The following is a 24604-nucleotide window of genomic DNA, read 5'->3' on the forward strand; positions in this document are numbered from 1 at the left end:
CCGTTGCGGACCTGTTGAGGCCCAATCGCGACACGGTCGTGAGCCAGTTGCGCTGGCGATGCGGCCTGATTGCGGTGATGGTGCGACCCGGTTGTTGCCCCTTCGTTGCGGGATGGCGCGGCGATGCGAACCGACTTGGCACGGGTGACGAGCACGTGCGGATGCCCGCACCTCGTTGCCCGGCGAGGGATGTCCCCCGCAACCGTCCGTCATCCTCAATAGCCCCATTGCGGTCCCGCTTCGGGACATGTACGGAAATACAAGGAATCAGATATGGCTACCCACCACCTTACCACCCCCCTGACCGACGAGGCCGTGGCGCAACTGCGCAGCGGCGATGTGGTCTTTCTGTCCGGCGCCATCTACACCGCGCGCGATGCGGCCCACCGCCGTCTGGCCGAATCGCTGGACCGGGGCGAAGACCTGCCCTTCGACCTGCGCGGCGCGGTGATCTACTACGTTGGCCCCAGCCCGGCCCCGCCCGGACGGCCCATCGGCTCCGCCGGTCCCACCACCAGCTACCGCATGGACAGCTACGCCCCGCGCCTGCACGCGCTGGGGCTGAAGGCCACCATCGGCAAAGGGCGCCGCAACACCGAAGTGCGCGACGCCCTGAAAGAGCATACCGCCGTCTACCTGGGGGCCACTGGCGGCGCGGGCGCGCTGCTTTCGCAGTGCATCACTGCCGCCACCGTCATCGCCTACGACGACCTTGGCCCGGAAGCCATACGTGAATTGACCGTGAAGGATTTTCCGCTGTTGGTGATTAATGATTGTGTGGATGGGGAGTTGTACGTGTAAATTATTCGATGGAGTGTGGGATGATTCTAAATGAAATAATTGCTTGGGCTAAGAGCAAGCTGCCGGATTGGCAATTTAACGTAGTTGTAAATCTTGCCTCAAATCAAAGTGTCGACATTGATTTTGTTTTTGATGAATGTCTTCGGCATGTTGTTTTGGGTGGTGATGCGAAATGTGAATGTGATTTAAGTGCGTGCTGTGCTGAAAGTGTCATGGCTAATCGTGTTTCACTATTAGAAATTAAAGATATTAAAAATGTTAACGCGCTTGCAGCAATTTCAAGGATTAAGTTTTTGGAGTCAGGTGTATCAGTTGTATATGGAGATAACGGGTCGGGTAAAAGTAGTTATTCGAGAATATTTAAGAGTGCCTGTCGGTGTGTCGGCCCTAAGGAGAGAGTTCTTGGAGATGTTTTCAGTGAAAATTGTGGCGGAGAATCTTCAGCGGCTATCGTGTATAGGTGTGGAGATGATGTTAAAAATTTCAAATGGAGTGACGGATCTTCTAATGTTGATTTGGCGGCGATTGGTGTCTTCGATTCTAAGTCGGCATCCGTATATGTGACGAAAGAGAATAAAATTGCTTTCACACCGTTTGGTATAGATATATTGCCTCGGTTAGCTGAGATATGTGACGAAGTGTCTTGTAAAATTAATGATAAAATGAAGCAGTACAGGATTGATAGGATTAAGTTCCCAGATTCATGTGCTAAATCAGATGTTGCAGAGTGGTACGGGAAAATTTCTGGAAGTACATCTAGTGATGATTTAACGTTAAATACTGAGTTTTGCGGAGAGGATGATGAAAAGATTGACAGGCTAACACGGGCGCTTAACGATAGCGACCCTGAGCGCGCGATAAAAAGGCTTCGTGGTGTAGCTGAACGTGTAATGTTGATGAAAAATTCATTCGAAGAAGCTTATCTTCATATTTCACAGGAGGGTGTTGATAGTATTTTTAGCGCATATAGTGAATATTGTAGTTCAAAAAAGGCGAGAGATGCGCTTTCTATGTTTTTTTTGGATGGTAGGTTTATTCCTAATACGGGAGGAGATGAGTGGCGGGCGCTTTGGGTGGCAGCTCGAAATTTTTTTGATTCTGCTTATGGGGATGGGGCATTTCCTCTTGGCGGTGATACGCGGGTGTGTGCATTGTGCCAGCAAGATTTGAGTAGTGTCGCTGTTAACAGGTTTGAGCAATTTGAAGCGTATGTGGCAAGTGATGTTGAAAAAAGTTTTTTATATTATGAAAAGGTGTATAAAGATAAAATTTTAAATTTAGAGAAACTTGCAAAGTATTCAATCGCCATGTATCCAGTTCTGTTGGAGCTTGACGATGAATATTCAAGAGTGTTTAGTTCGTTTATAGATGAAGTTGCTGGTGTCGCAAATAGTGTGATGGATGCCTTAAATCGTGGTGAAGTTATAAGTGTGGCGGGGATTCATGATTTTAAGAATTTTTATTTTGAAAAATTGAAACGTGATATTGAGCAAGAAATTTCAGAGTATGTAGGAATATCTGACGGTGAAGTGCGACGTCAAGTCATAGCAGAGCGTGCGAATCTTGAAGCGCGTAAGATTTTGTCGGTAAACAAAGATCATGTATTCGAAATCGTTCAGAAGTTAAATATGAAGGCTGCTCTTGAGGCGGCTCTTGAGTCTGCAAAAACACACGCAATTACAAGAGCTGCGAATAGTTTTACGGAAAAGTATATTACAACCCCTGCCACGAAGTCATTTGATAGATATGTTGGTATATTGCTTGGTGAAAGGAAAAAAGTTGTTTTAGAAAAGGCTAAAACGAATAAGGGGGTCGTTTATTTTCGGGTAAAATTAAAGGATATGCGGCTTCCCGCTTCTGTTGAAGATATAGTGAGCGAAGGTGAATTTCGTGCCATCGCGTTGGCATGCTTTTTGGCGGAAATTGATCAATCACGTGAGAAGCATGCCGTGATTTTTGATGATCCAGTTTCGTCGCTCGATCATAAAATTAGGAAAAGTTTTGCTGAAATAATTGCAACGCTTGGTTCCGACAGGCAAGTCGTCGTTTTGACGCATGATATTTATTTCCTTGCGCAAGTTTTGGCTATGGCTAAAACGAAGGCGGTTGGTGTTTCAGAATTTCAAACTAAACAACTGGGAAATAAATTTGGGTATATTGTTGATGGTGTTCCTGTTTCCGCAATGCCACTTGACGATAGGCTTAATTCTATTGAGTTGAAGGCAAAAGCTGCAATTGCAGCGTATAGTAGTGGTAATGCTGTTGAGGCTGAAGCCTTATCATCTTCAGCTGGCGTATTTATGCGTAGAGCGTGTGAACATATCGTGGAAAAGGTACTTCTTGGAGGTATCGTTTTGCGGTTTGATGAGGCTATCCATACAGGAGTTCAACATTTTGAAGAATTTGGCTTGCTAAAAATAAATAGAGGCGACATTTCTATGATAGTTGAAATGATGACTGAATATTCAAAATATCTTCACGATTCCGCGCCTGCTAGTGATGTAGTCACTCCCGATCCTCATGCAATTTTAAATGATGTTGTAAAGATCCGAGATTGGAGGCGTGAATTTAAGAAGAGGGCTGTTCCAAGTGTCGCAGATTCCAGTTAATCTTGTGGCAGTAGCTATTGCCCCCGCCGACGGCGTAGCCCCCGACAACTATCATGCCACGTCCATCTATCCGGAGTTCGTGCAAGTGGAGCCGGGGCGCTGGGTGCTGCTTGCGGAATCGCGCATGGATTGCGTTATCCGCAAGAACCCGGAGGGCACGCTGGAGGTGGTGGAGTTCCGGCGGCTGAAAAAGGGCGATCTGGTGGCGGTGGGCCGGGGCGAAAACGGCGAGGACGGCATCTACGTGCATGCCGGGCCGCTGGACCAGTTGCCGGATTTTCTGGCCGGGTGGACCCCGGCCAACGTGCCCGCTGAGATGGCTTCCGTGTCCGGCTTAACCGCATCCGGCGCAACTCCGCGAACCTCTGCCGGTCCTGCTCCCGAAGCAGCCGCCGCCCCTGCCGACAAGTTCGCCTTCCGTACCGGCGTCAGCCGCGAAACATCCTTTTCGCTCGATTACGACACCCTGTATCAGGTGCTGCGCCACGACAGGGACAACGGCCACATCGTGTGGGTGGCCGGGCCAGCCGTGGTGTTCGATGCCGACGCCCGCCGCGCCTTTGCCGGGCTGATCGACGCGGGCTACGTGCATGCCCTGCTGGCGGGCAACGCCCTTGCCACGCACGACCTGGAGGCCGCCCTGTACGGCACCGCGCTGGGGCAGGGCCTGTACGACAAGCGGCAGGCCCCGCGCGGGCACTACCACCATCTGGACGCCATCAATACCATCCGGGGCTGCGGGTCCATCCGCGCCGCCGTGCAGTCGGGCCGCGTGCGTGACGGGGTGATGCACGCGCTGGAAACGCGCTCCGTGCCCTACGTGCTGGCCGGGTCCATCCGCGACGACGGCCCCCTGCCGGAAGTCATCGCAGACGTGTACGCCGCGCAGGACGCCATGCGCGCCCACGTGCGCCGCGCCACCACCGTGGTGGCGCTGGCCACCGCGCTGCACACCATCGCCACCGGCAACATGACCCCCTCGTATCAGGCCGGGCCGGGGGGCAGCCTGCGCCCGGTGCATTTCTTCATCGCGGACATTTCGGAATTCGCGGCGGGCAAGCTGGCCGACCGTGGCTCGCTGACCTCGCGCTCCATCCTCACCAACGTGCAGGACTTCGTGGTCAACGTGCACCGGGCGCTTACCGGTGCGTGCCGCACGGAGTAGCCTGCCGTTCTGGGCCTGTTCTGGGCCTGCTCTGGATTGTCGGGGCGTGTTGGCGGCCCGTGCCGTCCGGCCCGTTGCGGCGGGGGGGGGCGTTGTCGTTCCGCCGCGTTCGCCGTGCCGCCCGCTCGTCTCCTGCTCCTTCCCTTCCTTCCAGGCCCCCGCTCGACCCTGCCCTGCATTTCGCGCGGGCCGCGTGTTTCCGGCGTGTTTCCGGTTCGTCAAGCCGCTTGCAAAGGTGTGGTCCCGCTTTGCGTGGGGCTACGCTTCTTGATGCGTATTTCACTATCATTACGCGTAGTTATTTAAGCGTCTCGCACGCCGCGCCGATAGGAAGGGTGCAATGCAACGCATTTCGCGTTGGAAGGAGGCACCATGATGGAAGGCATCGGCACCGCGCAGGGGCTGTTGGGCCTTGGCGGCTTCACCGAGGCAACGGGGACCATGGGAATGGGGGGAGCGGGGGGGACGGCAGCGACCGGCTCCACCACGTCCGGCGCAACTACGTCCGGCACGCAAACAACCACCACCAGCAGCGGCGACACCGTGTCCATCTCGGACGAGGCGCGTCGCAAGGCGGCCCTGCTGGGTGGGTCGGGAAGCTCCGGGGGCGAATCGCAGTCCTCGGGCAGTTCCGACGCAACGCAGACCCTGCAGGACGACGTCTCGCAGTCGGACATCTCGGCGGCGGAATCAGAGGTGTCGGACCTGCGCCAGAGCCTTAGCGATGCGCAGGACGAACTGGCCGAACTGCAGGATGACACCGACATGGACGAGGAAACCAAGCAGGAGCAAGTCCAGCTTATGCAGGCCAAGATTTCCATGCTGGAAAGCCAGGTCTCGCAGGCCCTGACCGAAAAGGCCAACCTGGAAAAACAGCAGCAGGAAGCCGAAAACAGCGGCGGGGACGACGCCACTGCCACCAGCACGGCCGAGGCGGAAACCGGCGAGGAATAGCGGGCCAGCGGCCCTGCCGCATGCCGCGCGGCGGGCCGACACGAGACGGGATACGCATTTTCCGTGGCGAGGGCCACGGATGCAGCGCGGCAACCGGACCAGACACATGACATGTGCACGCTCAAGGACGCGGCCCATGCTTCGGCGGGGCCGTGTTCGCGTTTGCGGGTGCTCGCGTGTGGTTGATATGCGGCTGGCGTGCAGAGGCTGAGGCAGAAGGGGGAGGAGAGCAATATTCAGAAATCGCAAGTAGTGTTGTGGTGTGCAACGAAATGTGAGTGCGTGCCATAAACTCTTCATGTGCTGCGCCGATAGGTTGACTGAAGGTCGCGCACCCGCGCGAAAGGAGGTCCCATGGTCGAAGCACTGGACGGAACCCAGGTCGGCACCGCCTACAGCACCTTGCAGGTGCAGGCGGGCACGGAACGCACGGGCACGTTGCGCACCGCGTCCACGGATGCGGCGGAAAGCGGCGGCGACACCGTGTCCATCTCCGAGGAGGGGCGGCAGAAGGCGGCGGGCATGGCCAGCAGTGGCGCTGGCGGCTCGCAATCCACCGAGGAAACGGACGACAGCGACGAATTGGCATCGTTGAAGGAACAGATTCAGAACCTGCGCGAACAGATCAAGGAAAAGCAGCAGGAAATGGAAGAAATCCAGCAAGATGCCAGTCTTGATGACGAGCAGCGGCAACAGCAGGTGGCCATGAAGATGTCTGAAGTCTCCATGCTCCAGAGCCAGTTGACGGAATTGCTGGACCAGAAGGCCAAGCTGGAGGCGGCCAGCGGAGATTCCGGCTCGTCCGGCGGCGCTGCCGGGGTGAGCATCAACGTGTAGCGCGGGCCTGCCCGGCGCGTGGTGAAGGGGCGCGGGCACGGCGCGCCCCGGATGTGGCGGCGGATGTCGCGGCGGATACCGCCCCGGAGTCGCGGCGGCTGTAGCGGCGGGTGCTGCGGTTGCGGCTGGTTTCGCGCGCCCGAAAGGCGCGGAGCGGGGCGGGGTTGGCGCGGGCCAGTCCGGTCAGTCCGGCAAGCCCGGTAGCCCGGCAAGCCCGAAAAGTCCCACGGACGAGGGATGCACGGCGACAGGCCGGGCATGGGAAGGAATGTACGGATGCGGCCCCGGCCGCACGGCATGGACGCGGTTTCCGCCACGGCGGGGACCGCGTTCGTCGTTTGCGCGCGGGGCGGGGCGGGAAACGGCGGGCGAAGGGGTGGGGACGGAGAAGGCGCAGGGCGGCGAGGGCGCGGGATGCGGCAGTTGCGGCGTGCTTACTTCCACACGGCGCGGGCGGCCTCCACCAGGGCGCGCAGGGCCGGGTCGTCGCTGCGGTCGGTGCGGTGGGCGATGCACAGCGGCACCACCAGCGGTTCCGGCCACACGTACACCCCGTGGTCGCGCACCATCTGGGCCGTTTCATCGGCGCGCAGCACGGCCACGCCCTTGCCGGTGGCCACCAGCTGCTTGACGATGGGCTCGTCGATGGCCACGGCCGCCGTGCGCGGGCGCAACCCGTAGGGGGCCATGCGCGCGGCCACGGTGCGGTGGAAGGGGCAGTCGCAGGTGGGCCAGATCCACGGCAGTTGCGACAGGGCGTGCCAGGCGCTGGCGTCGTGCACGGGCAGGCGGGGCAGGTCGGCCGGGGCGTAGTCCGGCCGGGGTGCGGGCATGCCGCCGCAGCGGGCCAGCAGGGCGGAAAGCAGGCCGGTGGCGGCTGCGTCCGCCGGGGGGGCTTCGGGCGGCGTTCCGTTTCCGCCGGAAAGGGGCGCGGCAGGGGGGACGGCAAGGGCATCTGACGCGTTGGCGGACTGCGGCGCGCCGTGACGGCGCACGGCGTCGGTCCATTCCGGGCGTTCCGGCGGAGGGTGGGCGGCGGCGCGGGCACGTCCCTTGCGCCGGGCGGGTGCGGAAACCGGGGCGGCAGCCGCTTGGCCGGGCGGCGCGGGCACCATGCCCGCCGGAATCACGATGCGTATTTCCACCTCGCGCAGGGGGTGCTCCACGATGTCGGGGGCGAAGTCCTGCCCGTAGCGGTAACCCGCGTCGATGACCGATTCGCGCAGCAGTTCGGCGGTGGTCATGGTCTGGGTCATGGTGAATTCCAGCGCCACGTCGGGGCAGGCCGCGCCAAGGGCCTCGTGCAGCGCCACCATGCGCAGGAACGAAGGGTCGGTGTTCAGGCCCAGCACCAGCCGCCCGGTGGGCTGGGCGCGCAGGCGTTCTGCCTTGCGGCGCAGGGCCGTGGCGGCGTCCAGCGCCTTCTTTGCCAGGGGCAGCAGGTCCGCGCCCGCGTCGGTCAGGTCCATGCCGCGCGCGCGGCGGCGGAACAGGGTCACGCCCAGAGCGTCTTCCAGCGCGCGAATCTGCCCGCTGAGGGCCGACTGGCTGAGATGCAGCTCGGCGGCGGCGCGGGTGAGCGTGCCGGATTCGGCCACGGTGGCGAAGGCGCGGAGCAGGTGCAGTTCCATGTCGGTGCGCGGGGTTGCGGAAGGGGAAGGGGGCCGGTGTCGCCGGTTGTGCCGGTTGCGCCAGTTGCGCCAGTAGCGCGGGGAAGTCAGCGGGCCAGTGGCCGGTAGGGCGGTCGGCCGGATGCGCGGGCTGGTCGCGGCGGGTGCGCCGCGCGGACCGTTCGGCCCGGCAGAACGCTGCCTTCGGGAAATACCGTTGGATTTCCGGGCGCTATGGGGCCAAGGATGGCACGGAAACAACAGGAGGGCAACCCCATGCGCAACGCGCAACTTGGACCGTGGCTTCTGGCGGGGCTTATCGTGGGGCCGGTGCTGGGATCGGGCATCATCATCCTGCCGCCCGTGGTGTTGGGCGTGGCCGGGGCGTGGGCGCTGCCCGCGTGGCTGGCCATGATCGCCGTTGGGGTGGTGTTCGCCCTGGTGTTCGGCGAGCTTTCCGTGCTGTTCCCCGGCGACGGGGGCGTTTCGGTGGCGGTGGGGCACGCCTTTGGCCCGGAAGGGCGGCGGCTGGCCTCGCTGTATCTGGTGGTGGCGGTGCTGTTCGGCCCCGTGGCCGTGCTGCTGACCGGGGTGCGCTACCTGCCGCTGGGCGGGCTGCCCCCGGTGGGCGTGGCCTACGGGCTGCTGATGGTGTGCGCCGGGTTGCTGCTGCGGCAGGTGGCCGCGCTGGGCCGGGTGGCGCTGGTGCTGTCGTCGGTGTCGGCGGGGCTGCTGTTCGCCGGGGGCGTGGCCACGCTGGGCGATGCTGCGGGGGCGTTGTGGCGCGGTGCGGGCGGCGGGGCTTTGCCCGCCCCCGGCCTGTCCGCCTTCGGTCTGCCCGCGCCCGACTGGGACATGCTGGGCCACGCGCTGCTGTTGCTGTTCTGGATCGTGGTGGGCTGGGAGGTGGTGGGCAACTATAGCGCGGAAGTGCGCAACCCGCGCCGCACCATCCGCAAGGCCGTTGTCCGCGCGGTGGCGGCGGTGACGGCGGTGGACCTGGCCGTGGCGGGCGGCATGCAGTGGGTGGCGGTGCGCGACGCGGCCCCGGTGGGGGATGGCGCGGGCGGCATCCCCGCCGCGCTTGCCGCGCCGCCGGACGGCGTGGCCGCGCTGCTGACGCCGCTGTTCGGCGCGTGGGGCGGCCCGGTGCTGGGGGCGCTGGCGCTGGCCCTGTGCGCCACCACCTACCTGATGTTCGTGGGCGGGGTGGCGCGGCTGGCGGCATCGCTGGCGGCGGACGGCATTTTGCCGCGCGTGGTGGGCCTGCGCGCCAGCAGTGGCGCGCCCGCCGGGGGCATCGGGCTGCTGTGGGGCGCACACGCTGTTGTGCTGGCCGCCGTGGGGCGGGGCGTCATCGACGTGACCGGGCTGGTGGCCCTGGCCGACGGCTTTCTGCTGGCCAACGCCCTGTGCGGCGTGCTGACCGCCGTGCGCCTGCTGCGCGGGCCGCTGCGATGGGGGGCCGCCGGGCTTGCGCTGGTGCTGGGCGCGGTGCTGGCCCACGCCGCGTGGTGGGTGCTGGCCGTGGTGGCCGGGCTTGCCGCGTGGCTGTACCGGGCACGCCTGGCGGGCTGGCTGCGCGCGGCGTGCTCCGCGCGGGGGCTGCGGTGCCTGTGCGACTGGCTGCTGCCCGACCCGCGCCGCACGCCGCTGCCGGATGCCCGTTCCGTCGAGCGCTCGCTGAAGTAGGTCACGGGCTGCATGGGGCGGGATGTCGGCGATGCTGCCCGATGCCCGGCGGTGTGCCACGCCAGTGCGAAGAAAACGATGAAGGGGAGGCCCATGGGCCTCCCCTTCCAGTTGTCATTCTTTGCGTCCCTTGCCCTGCCATTGGCTATCCCGTGTGGGCCAGCGGGCAAGAAGACAATTTAGAGCGGCCTAGTAGGCGTGCTCGTCTTCCAGGTCTTCGTCGGTGATCTTGTGGGTGAACACGGAATACACCCAGGCCTGGTACGCCAACACGATGGGCACGAAGATCGCCACCACGGTGAGCATGATCTTGAGCGTCAGCGGGCTGGACGCGCCGTTGGCGATGGTGACGCTGAAGGCCGGATCCATGCTGGACGGCAGCAGCGCCGGGTACATCCCGAACACCCCGAAGAAGGTCACGCACACGATGAACACCGCGTTGCACACCCAGGCCATGCCCACCGAGTTGGAGGCGATGAAGAACCGGGTGGTCAGCAGCGAGGCCACGGCCAGGATGGGGAACACCAGCAGCGGCGGCAGCTTCAGGTAGTTGGCGTAGAGGTTGGTGTACACGGCGGTGGCCGCCAGGAAGGCCAGCGCGGCGCACAGCAGCAGCGGCCAGATGCCGCGCGCCAGGGCCACGGCCCGGTCGTGCAGATCGCCCGTGGACTTGATGGCCATCCACAGCGCGCCGTGCAGGGCGAACATGAGCACGAAGAACACCCCGCCCAGCAGGCCGTACAGGTTCAGCAGCTTCAGCAGGTTGCCGTGGTACACGCCGTTGCCGTCGATGGGAATGCCCATGAACAGGTTGGCGAAGGCCACGCCGAACAGCAGCGCGGGCACGAAGTTGCCCAGGAACTGGAACACGTCCCACACCTTGCGCCAGCCGGGGCTGTCGATCTTGTTGCGGAACTCGAAGGACACCGCGCGAAAGATCAGCGCGAACAGCAGGATCAGCAGCGGCGCGTACAGCGCGCTGAACATCACCGCGTACGCCTTGGGGAACGCGGCGAAGGTGACGCCGCCCGCAGTGATCAGCCACACCTCGTTGCCGTCCCAGAAGGGACCGGCGGCGTTGTAGATGGTGCGGCGCTCGGCTTCGTTGCGCGCGGCGATGGGCAGCAGGGTGCCCATGCCGAAGTCGAAGCCGTCAAGGACGAAGTATACGGCCCACAACAGGCCCCACAGGACGAACCAGATTGTCTCCAACATGTTTCCGATCCTCTCGGTTAGCTGTTCATGCGGCTATGCGGCACGTCGTGCGGGCTAGGCGGCAGGGCCTTTGCGCGCGTACTTGCGAAGCAGGTAGATGTCGAGCACGCCGAGCAGGGTGTACACGGCCCCGAACGCCAGCAGCGATATGGCCACGGACGATGCGGGCACCGGCGACACGGCGTCGGTGGTGCGCATCATGCCGTACACGATCCACGGCTGGCGGCCAATTTCGGCCACGGCCCACCCGGCCATGATGGCCACGTAAGGCAGCGGGATGGCCCAGGGCAGCGCCTTCAGCAGCCACGGCTTGTCCTGCAGGCGGTTGCGGAACAGGAAGGCCGCGCCGGCCAGCAGCGGGAACAGCGTGCCAAGGCCCACCATCACGCGGAAGTTCAGGAAGGTGAGCAGCACGGGCGGGCGGTCTTCCTTGGGGAAGTCCTTCAGGCCCTTCACTTCGGCGGAAGGATCGTTGAAGGCCAGCAGGCTGAGCACGCCGGGAATGCCGAAGGCCTGGATGGCGTTGCCTTCCGCGCTTTCATTGGGCACGGCCAGCAGGTACATGGGCGCGGACTTCTGGGTTTCCCAGTGCGATTCCATGGCCGCCAGCTTGGCGGGTTGCAGCTTGGCCACGGTGTTGCCGTGGTTGTGGCCCTGCACCGCCACCAGAAGGGCCAGCACCAGGGTGAACCCGGCGGCCAGCTTGAACGAGCGGTTGAAGAAGTCTTCTTCGTTGCGGCGCAACAGGTGCCAGGCCGAGATGCCCAGCACGAAGAAGCCCGCCAGCATCCACGAGGCGAACATGTTGTGGAAGAACTGGCCCCATGCGTAGGGGTTGCTGAGCACGGTGAAGAAGTTGTCCAGTTCCGCGCGGTTGTTGCGGATCACGTAGCCCACGGGGTTCTGCATCCAGCCGTTGGCCAGGATGATCCACAGGCCGGACAGGTTGGAGGCGAACGCCACCGCCCAGATGGCGAACAGGTGCATCTTTTTGGACACCCGCTCCCACCCGAACACCCACACGGCCAGGAAGGTGGATTCCAGAAAGAAGGCCAGGGTGGCCTCGATGGCCAGCAGCGAACCGAAGATGTCGCCCACGTATTCCGAGTAGCGCGACCAGTTGGTGCCGAACTGGAATTCCAGGGTGATGCCGGTGACCACGCCCAGGGTGAAGTTGATCAGGAACAGCTTGCCCCAGAACTTGGCCATGCGTTTGTAGGTTTCGTTGCCGGTGCGGTAGTAGATGGTCTGCATGACCGCGATGAGCACCGAAAGGCCCAGTGTCAGCGGCACGAAGATGAAATGGAAAAAGACGGCTACTGCGAATTGCAGCCGTGACAGCATGACGACATCCATGCTTTCCCCCTTTGCGGGTCCGGCGGTGTGGCCGCCCGGAACCCCGGCAAGGTTAAACGGTGAAATCGGCGCGCCGCCCGGTCTGCTTCCGCCGAAGGCCGGGCAACGTGTGTGCATCAAGCGATAATGGTTGCTACTACCACTTTCCCGCCAAGATGCAAGCATTTTGGGGGAATTTTTACATGTGGAAAGGGAGAGACTGTCGGGAATCTAGCACGGTTACGCCGAAACTGTCAGCAAAAAATACATGGCGGCGGCAAGTTGCCGGTGTTGGCCGATTTCCGAGGGGGGCGGTGGGCCGGGGGTCGTGCGGGGCAGGCCTGCGGGAATGGGAGATGGGCGCGCGGGGCGGGCGATGGCGCTCACACGTTCGCGGGGCGTGAAGCATCGCAAGGCCACGGGCGTATGCATGCCTGATCGATGGCGCACCCGAAGGGCCATCGGTGGGGAAACAGGGCTTGCGACGCAAGACGGGCGCCGACCTCGCGGTGGGCGCCCGTCCGTTTGTTGCGGCAATGCGCGCGGCTACGGCTTGCCGAAGCCGTACTTGTCCAGCACGGCCATGCCTTCGGGGCCGGTGACGAACTTGATGAACGCGGCGGCGGCGGCCTTGTCTTTCGAGGCGGCAAGGATGGCGATGGGGTAGGTGATGGGGGCGTGACCCTTGACGGTGGCCACCACCTTCACCTTGTCGCCCGCGATCCTGGCGTCGGTCATGTACACGAAGCCAGCTTCCGCCTCGCCGCGCGCCACGTAGTCCAGCGCCTGACGCACGCTTTCGGCCAGCACGGCCTTGCCGGAGATGGCGTCCCACGAACCGGCGGCGGTCAGGGCGGCCTTGGTGTAGCGGCCCACGGGCACCGAGTCGGGGTTGCCCACGGCGATGCGGGTGACGCCCGCCTGCTTCAGGTCGTCCACGCCCTTGATGGTCAGCCTGGAGTCGGCGGGCACGATGAGCACCAGGCTGTTGGACACGAAGTCGATGCGGGTGGCCACGTCGATGAGCTTGCTTTCCACGGCCTTGTCCATGGTGACCTGGTCGGCGGAGGCAAACACGTCCACCGGCGCGCCTTCCTGCATCTGCTTCAGCAGCGGGCCGGAAGCGGCAAAGTTGGTCTGCACCTTGCTGCCGGGGGTGGCCTTTTCGAACATGCCCTTGATGTCGGTAAAGGCGTTGGTCAGGCTGGCGGCGGCGGACACGGTGATCTCGCCCGCCTGGGCGGCCAGGGGAGAGCAGACCAGCGCCATGAGGGCCAGGGCGGCGAACGCGCGGCGGCCGGTGCGGAAGGAACGGAAAGCAAGGGTCATGAAGCGCCTCCTGTCTGGGGTTGAGTGGTGTCTGCGGGGATGAAGCGGTCGTCGGCCCTGCACTGCACGGCGTTGTCCGCCACGGTGGCGAACCAGCCCGTCCTGTCGGCGTCCCAGACGTCGAAGGTGGGGACGTAGGGCTTGATATCCAGCACCGGGGTGCCGTCCAGCATGTCCACGTTCTCCACGTGCAGCCGGTTGCCGCGGACGCCGGTGAGCCGCAGTACGGAAATGCCGATGGGGTTGGGCCTGCGCGGCGAACGGGTGGCGAACACGCCGTGCTCGTCGTTGTCCAGAAAGGGCTTCACGCGCAGGGTGAAGCCTTGGCATTCGTGCAGATGGTAGATGACCAGAAGGTGCGAAAAGCCCTCGATGTCGGCAAGGCCAGCCGCGAACTCAGGCAGCACGTCTATGCAGCCCGCCACGCCGCGCGCGCCCACGGGCTGGATGGGCATGCCGCGCACGTCGGTGAACGGGGTGCGCATGTGGGCCACGGGCGCATAGGCGATGCCCGGGACGGCCGTGGTCTGGGCGGACGTGGGTTGGGCGGTGGGGCCGGTCATGGCGTGGGCGACGGCGGGGGCGCGCAGCAGACGCAACGCGGCAGCCACGGCCAGCAGGGTCACCCCGGCCTCCGGTTCCGGCCACAGCAGGGGCAGGCCCAGCCCGACCAGCATCAGGGCCAGCGGACCGCCGCACACTTCGCGCACGCGCAGACGCAGGCCAGCGCCGCGCCCCGTGGGCAGGGCCAGTTCGCCGTCGTGGGCGTTACCCTGCGGCGTCAGGGCCGTCTCGAAGGCCAGCAGCATGGCCAACGCCACCAGCGCGGCCAGCGCCACGAGGACGAGCAGGGCGGGGAGGAAGGAAAATGGGAGCATGGGCTTCTCGTGCAGGGCGCAGGGAAACGGGCGGGGGGGAACCTGTCGGCAACCGGGCTGGACGGGGTCGGACATGCTGCGGGCGTTGCCCGGTCGCGGCCCGATAGTGCTCCGGATGGGAAAGGCGAAGGAACGAGGTGCCGGCCCGGTGCGCATTCCGGGCCGGACTTCGTCGGGGCGCCGGCGCGGCAGGCACGTGCGTCCGGGCTCCTTTCATCTTTCGCGTAGCCCTTGGCCATCCATGGCGCAACACGGTCACCTGGGTTGTTTTTTTCGTGACTGTATTCCCTTTCCGGCCAAAACCGACCAAGACTTCCGGCAGGGTGGCGGCGGCAACGACACTGCGGAGGCAGATGGATCATGCATGCTCCTTTGGCCGGTATCGTGGGCGCGCTGGACGAGGCGCAACTGGAATTGATGCGGGCCTGCATCGAGCGGGAACTGGAGGCGCGGCTTGGCGGCGGCGCATCCGGCACGCCCGCCGTCGATCCCGCAGGTGCTGATGGTCTTGGCGCGGCAACGCTGCACTCCATCGTCACCGCGCTGTCTGGCGTGCCGGGCATGGGCGGCGGCGCCGCCTGCCCGCGCGGCGCGGCCAGACCGGGGGGTGAAGTCTCCCTCTTGCCCGCGCCGAAGGCGGCAACGGACGCGCCCTGCCCGGCGCAGAGCTTTCAGGTGCCCGAGGGGGTGAAGCATCTCACCTCCGAACAACTCGACGAACTCACGGCCACCTTCCACGCCTGGTTCGGCGCGGCGTCCACGCCGGTGCAGCGCCGTTCGCGCGGGCGGCTGTGGGTGGCGTTCCTGATGATGCGCCACGGCGCGCTGCGCCTGGGCGAGGTGCTGGCCCTGGACGACGGCACGGACCTGGACCCGCTGCGCCAACTGGTCATCGTGCGCGGCCATGGCGGCCGCGAGATCCAACTGCCGGAACCGGTCATGCGCGAGGTGCGGCGGGTGCTGGACGACCCCATGCTGTTCGGGCTGCGCGGGCGCGTGTTCCGACTGGACCAGGGATACGTGCGCCGCAAGTTCTACGAGCGCGCGGCGGAATGCTCCATCCCCAAGGAATACCTGAACCCGCGCGTCATCCGCCATTCACGGGCCGTGGAACTGTTGCGCGGCGGCGTGCCGCTGAAGATCGTGCAGGGCATCCTGGGCCACCAGAGCATGAACCAGACGGCCAACTACCTGCGCTTTTCGGACGATGAGGTGCGGCGTATCGTGCATCATTACCTGAACAAGGAGACCCGGATGAAGACCAGCGCACGCAACGCGTTCACCGGCAGGGTGACCTCCATCGTCAAGGATGGCCTGCTGGTGGAGGTGGAACTGACCACCAACAGCGGGCTGAAGGTGGTTTCGGTGATCACCGAGGAAAGCGCCCAGACCCTTGGGGTGAGCACCGGCAAGGTGATGACCGCCACCGTGAAGGCCCCGTGGGTGATCCTGGCCCGCGAGGAAAACCGCCTGAAGACCAGCGCCCGCAACCGCTACGCGGGCAAGGTGGCACGGGTGAACCTTTCCGAGATCGCCGCCGAGGTGGTGGTGGACCTGCCCGAAGGCACCACCGTGTGCGCCCTGCTGACCGTGGAAAGCGTCAAGGCGCTGGACCTCGCGCCGGGTACGGACATCCTGGTGATGTTCAAGGCGTTCTCGGTCATCCTGAACGTGGAATAGCGCGGCGGAAAGCGTCCAGCCGTGCGAGCATGCCGCCTGCCTGCGGAAAGGGCCGCCATCCTTGCGGGGATGGCGGCCCTTTCACATGGAGGGGCGGACGAACGGACGGGCGGAGGATGGTCTCCGAAAGCCCGTGGAGAACCGGACGCGCGAGGCGGGCGCGCCAGGTGGAGCACCCGCCCGGCCATGGTGACGCGCATGGCCCGGCGGGAAATGACGTGCAGGAAGGAAAAAGCGCGCTGCGCTAGCTCATCAGGGCCATCAGCAAGCCCAGCGCGGGACGCCCTTCCGCGCGCAGTTCCCGGAAGTTCAGGCGGTGCCGGATGCGGCCGTCCTCGTACAGCACCAGGGTGTCGGCGAAGGCGTCCACGTCGTCCGGGTCGTGGGTGATGATGATGGCCGGAATGTCGAAGTGCGCGAAGAGCCTGGTGAATTCCTTGCGCATGCGTACCCGCAGCAGCGGGTCCAGGGCAGAGAACGGCTCGTCCAGCAGCAGGGCGCGCGGGTTGGTGGCCAGGGCGCGGGCCAGGGCGGTGCGCTGGCGCTGCCCGCCGGAGATGTTGCCCGGCAGGTTGTGCGCCACGTGGTCTATCTCGAACAGCGCCAGCAGTTCGTCCACCCGTTGCCGGTCGCTGCGTTCGCCCTTGCCAGCCCCAGTCCCGGCCCTTGCGGCAGTGTCCCCCGCGCCGCCGCCGTTGCCCGCAACGGATGCGTGACGGCCCGCGTTTAGCCCGAATTCCACGTTGTTGCGCACCGACAGGTGCGGGAACAGGGCGTAATCCTGAAACACGTAGCCAAGCCCCCGGTTGCGCGCCGGAATGTCGATGCCCGCCGCCGTGTCCAGCAGGGTGGCCCCGTTGATGACGATGCGTCCTGCGCGGGGGTGCATCAACCCGGCGATGGTTTGCAGGGTCAGGGTCTTGCCGGAACCGGAATGGCCGAACAGCACCAGGGTGCGGTCTTCGGTGGAAAAGGACACGTCGAGCTTGAAGCCCTTGCCGCCCGAACCCTTGGCCGGGGGCAGGCGGTGGGTGATGGAAACGTCGATCATGCCGTGCCCCCCCTGCCGAAGGACAGGCCGCCCGTGGCCAGCTTGTCCGCCAGGATGAGGATGCCCATGCACAGCAGCGAGGTGACGATGACCAGCGTCAGCGCCTGCGCGTCGTCACCGGCCTGGAAGGCGGAATAGATGGCCAGCGACAGGGTTTGCGTGCGGCCCGGCAGGTTGCCCGCGATCATCAGGGTGGCCCCGAATTCGCCCATGCCCCGCGCGAAGGCCAGCATGACCCCGGCCAGAATGCCGCGCCACGCCAGCGGCAGCGAGACGCGCACGAACACCTTCCATTCCGACGCGCCCAGGGTGCGGGCCGCGTTCTCCAGGTTGTGGTCCACCGCTTCCAGCGCGGCGCGGGCGGACTTGTAGATGAGCGGAAAGACCACCACCGTGGCCGCAACCACCGCGCCCTGCCAAGAGAACATCAGGTTGATGCCGAACTCGGCCAGCCACGGCCCGACCAGGCCGCGCCGCCCCACCAGCAGGATGAGGTAGTAGCCGATGACGGTGGGCGGCAGCACCAGCGGCAAGGCGCACAGGGCGTCCACCCAGGTGCGGCCCGGAAAGGGACGGCGCGCGATGCACCACGCCGTCAGGATGCCGAGCACCGAGGACACCACAGTGGCGATGCCCGCCACCTTCAACGTGAGCAGGATGACGGAAAGGCGCAGCGTGTCCGCCGCGAGGAGGGGGGAAAGGAAATCCATGGCCCGACTGTGGCGAAAAGGCCGAGGGGCCGCAACAGAGGCACGAAAACTTACGTCTTGGTGACCGTGACACGGGGCACTGACACGGTCATCGCGACGGCATCGGCCCCGTAGCTTCCATGAAGTCTCCCTGTCCCACGGCTACGAATATCCGGTGCAGGGAGGTTTTGGCACCAACGGCCAGCGGCATGCCATATATGGCGTATTCCTGCCCAGCTTCTCCACGCAATGTGTGGGGCGGGCCGGAAAGGATGCGTATACGCATCATGCCCAATGCGCGGTCCTCTGGCGTGGGATGCCGGGCGTCCGGGAGTCCGGCTGTGTCTGCAAGCAGCCTGTGGATGGCTTTTGCGAATCGTCCGTTTGGCGGCGAGGGTGCGGCCAGAACTCTCAGCTCCGTCTGTGGAAGGGGGACGGGGGAGCGGAGGAACAGCCAGAAATCCGCGTAGGTGGGGTTGGGGCCCGGCACGACGTGGGGGGGTAACCATACGGCCAGTTCCGTCCCGGACAAGGGGTGCCATTGGGGTTCGCCCGTGCGGGCGGTTGTTCGGGCCAGTTCAAAGGCCGCCCCCGCGCTGAAGGGCTCTGCAGCGATGCTGCGCAAGCCGAAGAGAGTGGCGATGTCCTTACCGGGCCAGATGTCGGCGGCAACCGGGATGGGGTCGCCAACGCAGGCCGGGAATGGGCACAACCCCAGCGGGGCGACGCGCACGTCTTCTCCGGTGCCCTGCTGCAATGTCTTCATGCGTAACAAGCTAAAACATTTGTACTTTTCAAAGCCTCCGGAAACGATGCCGTGTGCCGTCCCGTGCAGGTTCTGTGATGCCATGGCCGCCAGAAGGACGGGCATCAACAGCAATTCCACCCGTACTGCCGCGAGTCGCGTGCGCAACGGCCCCAGCAGGCTGATGCAGAGAAAGGAAATGGGTAGCGCCAGCAGCAGTTGCAGGCTGGCGACAAGTTTTTGCACGCTGGTCAGCGGGACATCACTGGCGGCATGGATGGCGATGATGCCCACGGCCATGCACAGAAAGACCAAACATCCGGCAAGCGCCATTTGGAGTCGGGGAATGCTCTCGGTCAACGGGTGCCGGGTGGGGCTGACGATCACGCCCGCCAGTACCGAGAGCAGCGCTGGCAAGCCCGTGAAAGCGGGCAATGCCGCTACGACGAACGTGTGGTTCATCGCCAGAAGCTGTTCAAGCATGGAGACTGAAGATACGCCCCGCAGCCGTTGTCTGCGGAAGTTGCCCGGTGCCAGGAACGAGAAGAAAAAGCAGGTCAGGCTGGCGCCGAACACAAGCAGAAACCTGCGTCTGGCGGGATGGCCGCTGCGGTATGCCATCCACAGTGCGGCCGTGGCGGCACACAGGGTGGCCAATGCCGCATGCTCGTAACAGCCGATGGCAAAAACCGCAGCGCCGACGGCCAGGCCCGTATCGCGCGTTTCGGTTCCGGCGCAGTGCCATAACCTGCACAGCGCGAAAACGAACCAGAGTACGGCAGCGTTGCCAATGCCTATGCCCAGCGCGTCTGTGAGCAGGTAGTATGTGCCGCCAAGTGCCCGGTGTCCGCAGGCCAGCGCCACCAGCCCTGCCAATGCGAACAGCAGGCGCAGACTTGGGGGAAGGTCGCGCGCGATGGAACTCAGGATTCCGTAGAGTGCCCCGCCGTAGGACAGGAAAACGACAAGCAGGACGGCCGTGTAGGCCGGGCGGTTCAGGGCCGCGTCGCCCAGAAAGACCACCAGGAAATGGTGCGTGTACCGCCCGCTCCAAAAGAACCAGCTTCGGGCGCTATCGAGAACTGCCCCTCGCAGATCGAAGAGCCCGTTGGCAAGCAGGGCGCGGGGAAAGTCGTCACCGAGCGGAAACGTGAAGGCCATGGCATACAGGAATGGAAAAAGCACGATACTGCACGCCACAAGCAGGGTGATGCGGAGTTTCATCGTTGCCACATGGGGGATTGGCGGGCGGGGTGAGTTCATGATGTTGCCTGGTCCAGGGGGCGTATTTCCGCGCAGCCCGGTCTTTTTCCGCAGGTTCAGTCATGACGAAAGGGTGCATGAAACCATGCACCCTTTCGTTTGTTGCCTGTATTCGGGGGGCTATCCCCCGCACTTGGCGGTCAGCGCGGCGGCCACGGCCTTGCCCAGCTCGAAGCACTTTCCGTAGGTGTCGTGGGTGGGCACGTGCTTCACCTTCACCGGTTCGGCGGGCAGTTCCATGCCCATGGATTCCAGCCATTCGGTGATGGCCTTCACCGATTCGCCGGACCAGCCGAACGAGCCGAACGCCGCGCCGATGCGGTTTTGCGGGCGCAGGCCCTTCATGTAGGTGAGCATCTTGGCCACTTCGGGCAGGATGCCGTTGTTGTGGGTGGGCGAACCCACGATCACCGCGCCGCAGTCGGCCAGTTCGGTCATCACCGCGCTGTGGTGGTTGGCCTTCAGCCACATGATGCGGGTGGGCACGCCCCCCGCCTCCAGCCCGTCGGCGATGGCGTGGGCCATCTTCTCGGTGGAGTGCCACATGGTGTCGAACACGATGACGGCGCGCTTCTGGGGCTTCTGTTCGGCATAGCGGCGGTAGGTGTCGAAGGCGAATTGCACTTCGTCGTACCCGCGAAAGATCAGCCCGTGGTCGGGGGCCAGCATGTCGATGTCCAGCTTCAGCTCGGCGATGGCGTCCAGCGTCTTCAGCACGATGGGCGAGAAGGGCAGCACGATGTTGTGGTAGTACTCCTTCATGGCGTGGAGCAGCGCGGAACGGTCGATCTCGTCGGCGTAGCGCTCGGTGCTGGCGATGTTCTGGCCGAAGGCATCGTTGCAGATCAGCAGCTTGTCTTCGGGAATGTACGACACCATGCTGTCGGGCCAGTGCAGCATGCGCGTTTCCACGAAGGTCACGGTGCGCTTGCCGAGGCTGATGGAGTCGCCCGTCTTCACCACCTGCACGGGCCAGCCGGTGATGTCGAAGTGGGCTTCCATGGCCTTCAGGCCCATGGGCGAGCAGAATATCTTCTCGGGCTTGCAGCGGGCCACCATGTCGGCCAGGGCGCCGGCGTGGTCGGGCTCCAGGTGGTTGCAGACGATGTAGTCGATCTTTTCGGGCGCCACCACCTGCGACAGGCGGCAGAGCATGGTGGGCAGGAATTCGTGCTTCACCGTGTCGAACAGGGTGACCTTTTCGTCCATGACCACGTAGGCGTTGTACGTGGTGCCCTGGGGCGACAGCGAGTAGCCGTGGAAGTCGCGGCTGTTGTGGTCGACAACGCCGACCCAGTGGATGTCCTTTTTTATTTCAAGGGCGTGCATGTTCTACCTCGCGATGCGGGTGCGGTGGGTGTGCGCGGGGGGCGCGGCATGCCGGCGAGCATGCGCAAGAGGGCTGACCAAAGGAGTAAGGAAATTCCGCGGGTGGGGCAAGGGGGGCGATGCCTGATGTGCGCTGCGGGCTGACGCGCAGTGCGTGTGGACACCCGGCTGCCGTCCGGACTGCCTCGCCGTGCCGGACCCGGTACCGACCCCCGACGCCGGAATCCGGAAAACGGCGCGGACGCAAAAGGGAGGCGCACCACCTCGCGGCGGCGCGGCCTCCCCTGATGGTCGAAAGCTCGAACGCCCTAGGCGGGTTCGAATTCGGACTTGGGCGCGCCGCAGATGGGGCACACCCAGTCGGCGGGCACGTCTTCAAATGCGGTGCCGGGCTTCACGCCGTTGTCGGGGTCGCCTTCGGCGGGATCATACTCGTAGCCGCAAACGGTGCAGACGTATTTCTTCATGATTCGGTCCTCGTTGTCGGGTGGTTGCGTTGCGGGCGCGCGCCGCTGGCCTGACATCAGGCTGCCGTCCGCCGGGTGCGGCGGGGGGGGCGGTTGCCGGCGTGCGGCGCGGGGACGGGCTTACGCCTTCCAGTGCCCGTGCAGGTTGCAGTATTCGCGGGCGGAAACCTCGGTGGCCTGGATGCAGAATTCGGCCTCGGGAGCGTCACCGGGCTTCAGGAACTTGGTGTAGCTGCGGCCGTCGGCGATGAGTTCGATCCACTCGATCCAGTGGGTTTCCTCCATGGGGTGGGCCACGGAGCCGACCTTCACCTTGTAGCCGGTGGCGGTCTTTTCGATGACCGGCACGTGCTTTTCCTTGGCGCCGTCGCTGGTGCCTTCCTTCATGAACTTCATGGGTTCGCCGCAGCAGACCAGGTCGCCGCCGCCAGCGTGCATGACTTCAACGATGTTGCCACAGTGGATGCACTTGTAAACTTCGAGCATGTTCGGCACGGAAGGCCTCCTTGGTGGTCCGGGGATGGACCGTGTGATGTTCGTGTGGTGTCGGCGAGCCCGGCGGCACTGGAGGATGCGCCCGCCGGGGAGGCCGGGGTGTCTCGCTGCGCCGCGCGTCTTCGGCGGCGACATGGCCGGTCGGAGAAGACACGCGGTATTGCCACCTATACATCAGGTCGATGGACTGTTCAATCATTCTCCGCGAAACGGCGGGAAGATTGCGTGAAATTCCCGGGGTGGGTCCGGCGGGTCCGGAGCGTCCGGCATTTCGCGGGTGCGTCAGGCCGTGCCCGCAGGCTACTGGCGGAAGCGTTCCACCAACTGGCCCAACCGCCGGGCCATGGACGACACCTCGCGGATGGATGCCTCGGCCGTGCGGATGCGGTCGGCGATGTCGCGCGACAGGTCGTTGATGCGCGTGACGTTGCGGTTGATCTCGTCGCTGGTGGCCGACTGCTGTTCGGAGGCCGTGGCGATGTTGCGCACCATGTCGGCGATGCTCACTGCCCGCCGCACGATGCGCCCCAGCGCCTCGCCCGTGGCCCCGGCCTTGTCCGCCGTGGTCTCCACCTGGCCCTGCGTGCGGGTCATCTCGTCCACGGCCAGGGCGGTGCCCGACTGGATGTCCTGTATGGCGCGCTCCACTTCCTTGGTGGCGGTCATGGTCTTTTCGGCCAGCTTGCGCACCTCGTCGGCCACCACGGCGAATCCCCGTCCGGCGTCCCCGGCGCGGGCCGCCTCGATGGCGGCGTTCAGGGCCAGCAGGTTGGTCTGGTCGGCGATTTCGTTGATCACGTCGATGACCCGGCCGATGTTGTCGGCCCGGGCGGCCAGGTCGTTGAGCGATGCGGCAAGGCCCGCCGCGCGGTCGGCCACCTGGCGCGTTTCCGCCACGGTGGACTGCATTTCCTCGCCGCCCTGCTGCGCCTCGCGGTTGGCCAGGTCCGCCGCTTCGGCCGTGGCCGAGGCGTTGCGGGTCACCTCCATGACCGTGGCGTTCATCTCGTCCATGGCCGTGGCCACCTGGGCGGTTTCGTCGGTGGATTCCACCACGTTGCGCGCCAGTTCCTCCATGCGCACCGAAAGTTCACCGGCCGCGTCGGACAGGGCGCGGGCCACCCCGGTCACCTCTTCGGCCACCTCCAGCAGGTTGCGCCGCTGCGCCTCGATGTGGGCCTTGTCCTCTTCTTCCTGGGTCAGGTCGATCATCACGGCAATGACGCCCACGACCATGCCGTCGGTGTCGCGCAGGGGTGATGCCTCGTAGTGCAGGGGAAAGGCCACGCCGTCCCGGCGGACGAAGCGCAGCATGCCGCTGGTGCTGGCGCCCGTGGAAAGCACCTGCGCCACCGGGTCGCATTGCAGGTGACAGTCGCGCCCGCCCTTTTCCAGCACCTCGCGCAGCGAAAGCCCCATCAACTCCTTGCAGGGGGAGCCGAGGATGGCGCACATGGGCTGGTTGGCGAATTCGATGCGCCCCGCCTTGTCCATTACCGTCAGCGGCACGATGATGCCGCCGAGGACAGATTTGTTGTATTCCAACTGGTTGCGGATGGTGGCGACCATGGCCGCCAGGTTCGCGGACAGCACGCCCAGTTCGTCGCGGGAATCGTCGGTGAAGGACACGGCGTAGTTGCCGCGTTCGATCTCGCTGCTCACCTGGGCGATGGTGCGCACTCTGCCCACCACGGCCCGGCGCATGAACAGCGAGAGCACGGCGGTGAGGGCCAGCATGCCGCCCAGCGAAAGCGCGCCGCCCTGCCACTGGCGCGTGCGCAGCAGGGCCGCGTCTGCCGAGATGTCCTGCAACATGACCATGGCCCCCAGGATGGGCTGGCTGCCGCCGTGGCAGTGGTGGCATTCCGGCGCGTTGGGGATGGTCTTGAGTTCGGTGTAGTAGGGGGTGCCGCCCATTTCCAGCAACTGTCCGTCGTTGATGGGCTTTTGCAGCGCGGCGTCGAACAGCGCGGCAAAGCGCGCGTCGCGCACCACGTCCTTCACGGGTTTGCGGATGGCCTCGTGCCGGGTGGAATAGGTGATGGAGCCCCGGAAGTCGGTAAGATGCACGCTGACGGTGGGATAGCGCGCTGCGATGGCGTCGAATTTTTCCTCGGTGCCTTCGTCGTTGCCCTTGGACATGGGGTCGCTGATGGCTTCGAGCAGGATCTGGGCGGTGCGCGCGGAGGATTCGTGGATGAGGTGGAGGGTGGTTTCCCGTTGCCAGTACGAGTTGGCGAGGAACAACGCCGCGAAGACCATGATGGCGGTGCCCACGACGAGCATTTGCACCTTGGCGCCCAGCGAACGGGTGAACAGCATGCGACCCCCCGGTTTGTCCTGCGGCGCGTGCGCGCAGGGAACCCGCCCCGGTGTTTCGGGGCTGTATGCCAATGGGCCTGACGCGCGGCGGCGGTGCGCGGATGCTGTCGCGCGCCGCTGTGTGGAGGCAGGCCGAGT

The 24604-nt window shown here is 64.5% G+C and carries 19 protein-coding genes; 7 read left to right on the forward strand and 12 right to left on the reverse strand.

The genetic code is table 11. The features are described from left to right. Positions 1–273 precede the first annotated feature (273 nt). From RVX_RS01955 to RVX_RS01975, 5 genes are all read left to right on the forward strand, one after another. The gene (locus RVX_RS01955; protein ID WP_116306794.1) at positions 274–801 is read left to right on the forward strand and encodes a Fe-S-containing hydro-lyase; all 528 of its coding nucleotides are present in this window, start codon (positions 274–276) and stop codon (positions 799–801) included. A 20-nt stretch (positions 802–821) separates the two neighbouring features. Continuing rightward, positions 822–3410: an AAA family ATPase gene (locus RVX_RS01960; protein ID WP_172596612.1), complete on the forward strand. Its 2589-nt coding sequence runs from the start codon at positions 822–824 to the stop codon at positions 3408–3410. A gap of 4 nt (positions 3411–3414) precedes the next feature. Next, positions 3415–4575 carry a hypothetical protein gene (locus tag RVX_RS01965; RefSeq protein ID WP_230404682.1) on the forward strand — a complete coding sequence of 387 codons (1161 nt, stop codon included), beginning with the start codon at positions 3415–3417 and terminating at the stop codon, positions 4573–4575. A 372-nt stretch (positions 4576–4947) separates the two neighbouring features. Beyond that, entirely contained in the window at positions 4948–5529 is a 582-nt protein-coding gene (locus RVX_RS01970) for a FlxA-like family protein (RefSeq protein ID WP_116306793.1), read from the forward strand. 354 nt (positions 5530–5883) lie between these two features. Beyond that, the gene (locus RVX_RS01975) at positions 5884–6366 is read left to right on the forward strand and encodes a hypothetical protein (protein WP_116306791.1); all 483 of its coding nucleotides are present in this window, start codon (positions 5884–5886) and stop codon (positions 6364–6366) included. Between the two features lie 434 nt (positions 6367–6800). Here the strand turns inward: RVX_RS01975 and RVX_RS01980 are convergent, their stop codons facing one another. Continuing rightward, positions 6801–7997, reverse strand: a complete 1197-nt coding sequence (locus RVX_RS01980) for a LysR family transcriptional regulator (protein WP_116306789.1) — start codon at positions 7995–7997, stop codon at positions 6801–6803. Between the two features lie 255 nt (positions 7998–8252). Here RVX_RS01980 and RVX_RS01985 point away from each other — a divergent pair, with 255 nt between their 5' ends. Continuing rightward, positions 8253–9668, forward strand: coding sequence for an APC family permease (locus RVX_RS01985; RefSeq protein WP_172596611.1), 1416 nt, complete (start codon positions 8253–8255; stop codon positions 9666–9668). 189 nt (positions 9669–9857) lie between these two features. Here the strand turns inward: RVX_RS01985 and cydB are convergent, their stop codons facing one another. The 4 genes from cydB to tsaA form a co-directional block, all read right to left on the reverse strand. Next, complete coding sequence (gene cydB, locus RVX_RS01990) at positions 9858–10883, reverse strand: cytochrome d ubiquinol oxidase subunit II (protein ID WP_116306786.1); 1026 nt, start codon at positions 10881–10883, stop codon at positions 9858–9860. Between the two features lie 54 nt (positions 10884–10937). Further along, the gene (locus tag RVX_RS01995; protein WP_116306784.1) at positions 10938–12239 is read right to left on the reverse strand and encodes a cytochrome ubiquinol oxidase subunit I; all 1302 of its coding nucleotides are present in this window, start codon (positions 12237–12239) and stop codon (positions 10938–10940) included. A gap of 525 nt (positions 12240–12764) precedes the next feature. After that, positions 12765–13547 carry a molybdate ABC transporter substrate-binding protein gene (gene modA / locus RVX_RS02000; RefSeq protein WP_116306782.1) on the reverse strand — a complete coding sequence of 261 codons (783 nt, stop codon included), beginning with the start codon at positions 13545–13547 and terminating at the stop codon, positions 12765–12767. Further along, positions 13544–14425, reverse strand: a complete 882-nt coding sequence (tsaA, locus tag RVX_RS02005; protein ID WP_116306780.1) for a tRNA (N6-threonylcarbamoyladenosine(37)-N6)-methyltransferase TrmO — start codon at positions 14423–14425, stop codon at positions 13544–13546. Before tsaA ends, modA begins: the two co-directional genes overlap by 4 nt. A 360-nt stretch (positions 14426–14785) precedes the next feature. On the opposite strand from tsaA, the gene RVX_RS02010 reads away from it, so the two are divergent. Further along, on the forward strand, positions 14786–16105 hold the full coding sequence (locus RVX_RS02010) for a TOBE domain-containing protein (RefSeq protein WP_230404679.1): 1320 nt from the start codon (positions 14786–14788) through the stop codon (positions 16103–16105). A gap of 244 nt (positions 16106–16349) precedes the next feature. On the opposite strand, the gene RVX_RS02015 is transcribed toward RVX_RS02010, so the two are convergent. From RVX_RS02015 to RVX_RS02045, 7 genes are all read right to left on the reverse strand, one after another. Next, positions 16350–17156, reverse strand: a complete 807-nt coding sequence (locus RVX_RS02015) for an ATP-binding cassette domain-containing protein (protein WP_116306778.1) — start codon at positions 17154–17156, stop codon at positions 16350–16352. Next, positions 17153–17866 carry a molybdate ABC transporter permease subunit gene (modB, locus tag RVX_RS02020; RefSeq protein ID WP_116306776.1) on the reverse strand — a complete coding sequence of 238 codons (714 nt, stop codon included), beginning with the start codon at positions 17864–17866 and terminating at the stop codon, positions 17153–17155. Before modB ends, RVX_RS02015 begins: the two co-directional genes overlap by 4 nt. An 88-nt stretch (positions 17867–17954) precedes the next feature. Beyond that, the gene (locus tag RVX_RS02025) at positions 17955–19814 is read right to left on the reverse strand and encodes a hypothetical protein (protein ID WP_147307527.1); all 1860 of its coding nucleotides are present in this window, start codon (positions 19812–19814) and stop codon (positions 17955–17957) included. Between the two features lie 159 nt (positions 19815–19973). Next, entirely contained in the window at positions 19974–21182 is a 1209-nt protein-coding gene (locus RVX_RS02030) for an FprA family A-type flavoprotein (RefSeq protein ID WP_116306772.1), read from the reverse strand. Positions 21183–21490: 308 nt separating this feature from the next. Then, entirely contained in the window at positions 21491–21649 is a 159-nt protein-coding gene (gene rd / locus RVX_RS02035) for a rubredoxin (RefSeq protein WP_007526280.1), read from the reverse strand. Positions 21650–21769: 120 nt separating this feature from the next. Further along, the gene (locus tag RVX_RS02040; RefSeq protein WP_116306770.1) at positions 21770–22144 is read right to left on the reverse strand and encodes a desulfoferrodoxin; all 375 of its coding nucleotides are present in this window, start codon (positions 22142–22144) and stop codon (positions 21770–21772) included. Between the two features lie 300 nt (positions 22145–22444). Beyond that, positions 22445–24466, reverse strand: coding sequence for a methyl-accepting chemotaxis protein (locus RVX_RS02045; protein WP_116306768.1), 2022 nt, complete (start codon positions 24464–24466; stop codon positions 22445–22447). Positions 24467–24604: the final 138 nt, after the last annotated feature.

Source organism: Nitratidesulfovibrio sp. HK-II (assembly GCF_003402415.2).
GTDB lineage: Bacteria > Desulfobacterota > Desulfovibrionia > Desulfovibrionales > Desulfovibrionaceae > Cupidesulfovibrio.

Bases quoted from the DNA above. Each gene is read 5' to 3' on its own strand.
- modB (WP_116306776.1), bottom strand. From the start codon at position 17,866: ATGGATTTCCTTTCCCCCCTCCTCGCGGCGGACACGCTGCGCCTTTCC.
- RVX_RS01970 (WP_116306793.1), top strand. From the start codon at position 4,948: ATGATGGAAGGCATCGGCACCGCGCAGGGGCTGTTGGGCCTTGGCGGC.
- RVX_RS01985 (WP_172596611.1), top strand. From the start codon at position 8,253: ATGCGCAACGCGCAACTTGGACCGTGGCTTCTGGCGGGGCTTATCGTG.
- RVX_RS02030 (WP_116306772.1), bottom strand. From the start codon at position 21,182: ATGCACGCCCTTGAAATAAAAAAGGACATCCACTGGGTCGGCGTTGTC.
- RVX_RS02025 (WP_147307527.1), bottom strand. From the start codon at position 19,814: ATGAAACTCCGCATCACCCTGCTTGTGGCGTGCAGTATCGTGCTTTTT.
- modA (WP_116306782.1), bottom strand. From the start codon at position 13,547: ATGACCCTTGCTTTCCGTTCCTTCCGCACCGGCCGCCGCGCGTTCGCC.
- RVX_RS02010 (WP_230404679.1), top strand. From the start codon at position 14,786: ATGCATGCTCCTTTGGCCGGTATCGTGGGCGCGCTGGACGAGGCGCAA.
- tsaA (WP_116306780.1), bottom strand. From the start codon at position 14,425: ATGCTCCCATTTTCCTTCCTCCCCGCCCTGCTCGTCCTCGTGGCGCTG.
- RVX_RS02015 (WP_116306778.1), bottom strand. From the start codon at position 17,156: ATGATCGACGTTTCCATCACCCACCGCCTGCCCCCGGCCAAGGGTTCG.
- cydB (WP_116306786.1), bottom strand. From the start codon at position 10,883: ATGTTGGAGACAATCTGGTTCGTCCTGTGGGGCCTGTTGTGGGCCGTA.
- RVX_RS01960 (WP_172596612.1), top strand. From the start codon at position 822: ATGATTCTAAATGAAATAATTGCTTGGGCTAAGAGCAAGCTGCCGGAT.
- RVX_RS01975 (WP_116306791.1), top strand. From the start codon at position 5,884: ATGGTCGAAGCACTGGACGGAACCCAGGTCGGCACCGCCTACAGCACC.
- RVX_RS02045 (WP_116306768.1), bottom strand. From the start codon at position 24,466: ATGCTGTTCACCCGTTCGCTGGGCGCCAAGGTGCAAATGCTCGTCGTG.
- RVX_RS01995 (WP_116306784.1), bottom strand. From the start codon at position 12,239: ATGGATGTCGTCATGCTGTCACGGCTGCAATTCGCAGTAGCCGTCTTT.
- RVX_RS01980 (WP_116306789.1), bottom strand. From the start codon at position 7,997: ATGGAACTGCACCTGCTCCGCGCCTTCGCCACCGTGGCCGAATCCGGC.
- RVX_RS01955 (WP_116306794.1), top strand. From the start codon at position 274: ATGGCTACCCACCACCTTACCACCCCCCTGACCGACGAGGCCGTGGCG.
- rd (WP_007526280.1), bottom strand. From the start codon at position 21,649: ATGAAGAAATACGTCTGCACCGTTTGCGGCTACGAGTATGATCCCGCC.